General features: G+C 74.2%; 3 protein-coding genes. All 3 read right to left on the bottom strand.

What is annotated here, in order from left to right:
- A partial coding sequence (locus FRW57_RS20705; protein WP_152186948.1) for a hypothetical protein occupies nt 1–868 on the bottom strand: 868 nt, incomplete at its 3' end.
- Nucleotides 865–1,479 carry a class I SAM-dependent methyltransferase gene (locus FRW57_RS20700; protein ID WP_137122283.1) on the bottom strand — a complete coding sequence of 205 codons (615 nt, stop codon included), beginning with the start codon at nt 1,477–1,479 and terminating at the stop codon, nt 865–867. The genes FRW57_RS20700 and FRW57_RS20705, both read right to left, overlap by 4 nt.
- Nucleotides 1,472–2,142, bottom strand: a 671-nt coding sequence (locus FRW57_RS20695) for a PIG-L deacetylase family protein (protein ID WP_152186947.1), incomplete at its 5' end; no start/stop codon positions are given. The genes FRW57_RS20700 and FRW57_RS20695, both read right to left, overlap by 8 nt.

Below are 2,142 nucleotides of genomic sequence, written 5' to 3'. Positions count from 1 at the left end.
CCAGGTCGCGCGCGTGTGCCACCAGCCGCCGGACCGCGCCCGCCACCGCGGCCCGGACCTCGGTCGCGAGCACCCGTGGTGACCCCCCGTCATACGGCGGAGTCTTCCGGGAGGCGGCGAGGATGACCGCCTGCGCGGTGGCCAGCTCGGTGCGGATGTCTCCCAGCCGCTGGTCGCGTGCGGCCGATGGTGGTGCGGCCCGGCAGGATTCGACGGCCAGGTCCGTGAGCCGCGCGGCCCCACCGGCCCAGACGGCCGCGACACCGACGCCCCCGAGGAAGAAGCCCGGTCGTCCGAGGTAGAAGCCCTCCTCACCGACGCAGGCCGACGAGGGCACGCTCGCTCCGTCGAGGGTGATCGTGTGTGACCGGCTCACGGCCATCGCGGCTGTGCGCCAGGTGGAGGTGTCGACCGGCCAGTCCTCGACCGCCACGTCGAGCAGCAGGTGACGGTCCTCGCTCAGCCAGACGGGCACGAGCGCGCGGTCGACCAGGCCGGCGCCGGAGGCGAAACGCAAGGTGCCGGACAGGACCAGGCCGTCGCGCTGCCACTGGGCAGTCACGCCGGTGGCGTGCGAACGGGAGGCCCACACGGCATACAGCTGGTCCGGGCGAGCGGGCACGGAGGCCTCGGCGAGGATCCGCAGCGCGTCGACGTGTCCCTCCACGAGTCGGCTGAGGGGGATGTCGGTCCGCCCGAGCGCGACCAGGCTCTCCAGGAAGCCGGCCCAGGTCAGGCGGGTCCAGTCGCGCTCGCCGGCCAGGGCAGTCATGGCCTCGCGCAACTCGGCGGTGGTCGGGTCGTGGCGGTCGTAGCCCTCCGGCAGCGGCAGCGGATCTGGGCTGGGAGCCAGCTCGCTGGGCATCATCCGGCCTCCTGCCCCGCCGCCTCGCGCACCCAGCTGGTGAGGGCGAAGTCCTGGTCGTCGTGGCGGACCGCAACGCTCCACCTCCGCCGCGCGAGCACCTCGCCCAGCTCTCGGTTGACGTCGGCTCCCGACAGGTGGGCGTCGTGCGGACGGTGCCGCCAGTGGACCGCCACCACCTCGGCGACTGGTTTCGCCGCGTCGTCGACGAGCGCATACGTGGCCATCCGAGCCTCCTTGGTCAGGTAGTACAGCACCTCGGCGAGCACGATCAGGTCGAAGGGGCCGGTGGAGCCGGTGGGAGGGGCGGAGGTGGCCGGGTCGGCGGGCAGCGAGTGATGGCGGACGTCGACCTGCGTCCCCGTCGTCAGCTCCGCAGTCAGCTGCACCGCCCGCTCCGAGTCGTCGGTGGCCAGCAGCTGGGTGCAGCGCGGCGCAAGGGCGAGGGCGAGGTCGCCCGTGCCGCAGGCGACGTCCCACGCGGCCGGGTAGGTCTGCCGGCACAGGCTGGCCAGCACGATGCCCTGCTTGCGCCGCTCGTACCAGCTCGTCCGCACGCGGAAGGGGTCCGGGTCGCGCCGGTACAGCGCCTCGAAGTCCGGAGCCTCAGGCATCGGCCGGCTCCTGGGGCTGCAGGACCAGCTGGCAGCGGTGGTGCTGCAGCATCTCCTCCGGGACCACCGGTGTGAGGCCCGGGAGCAGGGGGAGCCGCTGCGAGGCGTAGTGGGCGAGGGCGGTCAGGCGGGCCGTCTCGTCGGCATCGTCGGTGCCCACCCGCCGCAGCCGGTATGCCGTGCGGTCCAGCACCTCCGGATCGCACCAGGAGGTCATCCAGACCGGGTACTCCAGCAGGGTGGCGCCCATCTGCGCGGTGGCCGCCCGGGCGATGCGCCCGGCCGCCGCGTGGTCGGGGTGCGGGTCGTGCAGCCACGGTGCCAGCACGACGTCGTCCGGGTGGAGGTGCGAACCGAGGGCCTCCACCAGGTGGTTCCTGCTTGCGGCGACGGCACCATCGGGGACGTCACAGCAGCCGACGGGTTCGGCCCCCAGGGCTGTGACCGCGCCGCGCCACTCGCGCAGCCGTCGCGCCGCCAGTCCCGGCACGTGCGCGTCGAGGTGGGCCAGGCAGTTCTCCCCGGCGGTGAAGGTGATGGCTTGCGCTGGGCCGGTCCGCAGGGCCCAGTGGGCGATGAGGCGACCCGCTCCGATCGTCTCGTCGTCCGGGTGGGCGGCGACGGCGACCAGGCGCCGGCCGGCCGCCGCGAGCTGCCGCGGAT

The sequence above is a fragment of the Segeticoccus rhizosphaerae genome, assembly GCF_009192725.1.
GTDB classification, from domain to species: domain Bacteria; phylum Actinomycetota; class Actinomycetes; order Actinomycetales; family Dermatophilaceae; genus Segeticoccus; species Segeticoccus rhizosphaerae.
This window is presented reverse-complemented; position numbering and strand designations above follow the sequence as displayed.

What these genes read in the sequence shown, in the direction of transcription:
- FRW57_RS20700 (WP_137122283.1), bottom strand. Translation starts at nt 1,479, where the DNA reads ATGCCTGAGGCTCCGGACTTCGAGGCGCTGTACCGGCGCGACCCGGAC.